Genomic DNA, 1,212 nt, shown 5'->3' on the forward strand with positions numbered 1-1,212 from the left:
TGCCGCCGGTGAGGACGGCACCCCGCTGCGCTGGCGCGGCCGGGTCGAGGTGGACGACGCCGTGCTGTCGAACGGCGACGAACCGTTGCTCGCCTGCGCGATCGGCAACGCGGGCGGCTACGCCCGACTCGACGACGTGACGCTGCTGGCTGGCCCCGACCCGACCGACGGCCTGGTCGAGGTGGCGGTGGCCGTACCGGTGGTCACCCGGTCGCGGTGGGGTCGGCGCCGGGTACGCCTGGAGGTCCGGCGGGCCCGCGGCCGGGCCGCGTCGGTGCTGCCCCGGGACAAGGCTGCGCTGCCGTATCTGGACGACGGTGTGGCTGGGCAGCTGACGCGCAAGCGGTCCTGGTGGACCGAGCCGGGTGCCTGGGCGGTCTGGGCGGCCTGACCTGAGCCGGCCGGCGCACCGGAGGCCCGGGTCGGCCACTGGGCCTATCCTCGTCAGGAGGAATGGGGAGGACACCGTGGTGGACGACAACGCCGACCGGGTGCACGTGCCCGGCCAGCATGGCATGCCGGAACGGGACATCGAACCACTCTGGCCGCCGGAGCAGATCGACGGCTTCGGCGCGCCGACGTGGGCCGCCCCGCCGGTGCCACCCACCGTGCCACCTCCGCCCGCGCCGCCGTCGCCCGCACAGCCGACCAACCAGCCTCCGGTCACGCAGCCGACCGATCCGCCCCCGGTCGCGGGACCGGCCTATCCTCCCCAGGTCGCAGGACCGGTCTATCCATCCACGACGGCGGAGCCGCAGCACGTGCCCGGACGGCCGACGCACGCACCCGGTGCACCTCCCTCACCCGCTGACTATCCGTCGCTGACGAACGGCGCGCCGAGCGCCACCGGCTGGGAGCCGGCACCCCGACCCGGGCCCGGCCAGGTCGACCTGGACCTGCCCTTCACCCTGGACCGGCCCACCGCCGTCGCACCCACCCGCGACGGTGGGCCGACCGACTCCCATCACCAGGACCCGGCGGACGACGCGGCGGACCTGGTCGACACGGGTGCCGAGGATGACGCGGCCCCGCCGGTGGCCCGACCGCAGACGGAGTCGCCGTGGGCACATCCACCGCAGCGTTCCGGATCCGACCCGCTCACGCCCGCCGAAACGTCGGTCGGGCCGCCCCGCCCCACCTGGGCCGGGCCGGCCCAACCGCTACCCCCGATTCCGCAGCCGCTGCCACCCCAGCAACCCGGCCCGTACCCCT

The 1,212-nt window shown here is 75.8% G+C and carries 2 pseudogenes; both read left to right on the top strand.

The annotated features are described in order from the left end of the window. A pseudogene (locus tag ENC19_RS29150) lies at nucleotides 1-391 on the top strand (hypothetical protein); the annotation flags it as partial. A 76-nt stretch (nucleotides 392-467) separates the two neighbouring features. Further along, a pseudogene (locus tag ENC19_RS29155) lies at nucleotides 468-1,212 on the top strand (hypothetical protein); the annotation flags it as partial.

The organism is Verrucosispora sioxanthis (assembly GCF_010560025.1).
Taxonomy (GTDB): domain Bacteria; phylum Actinomycetota; class Actinomycetes; order Mycobacteriales; family Micromonosporaceae; genus Micromonospora; species Micromonospora palythoicola.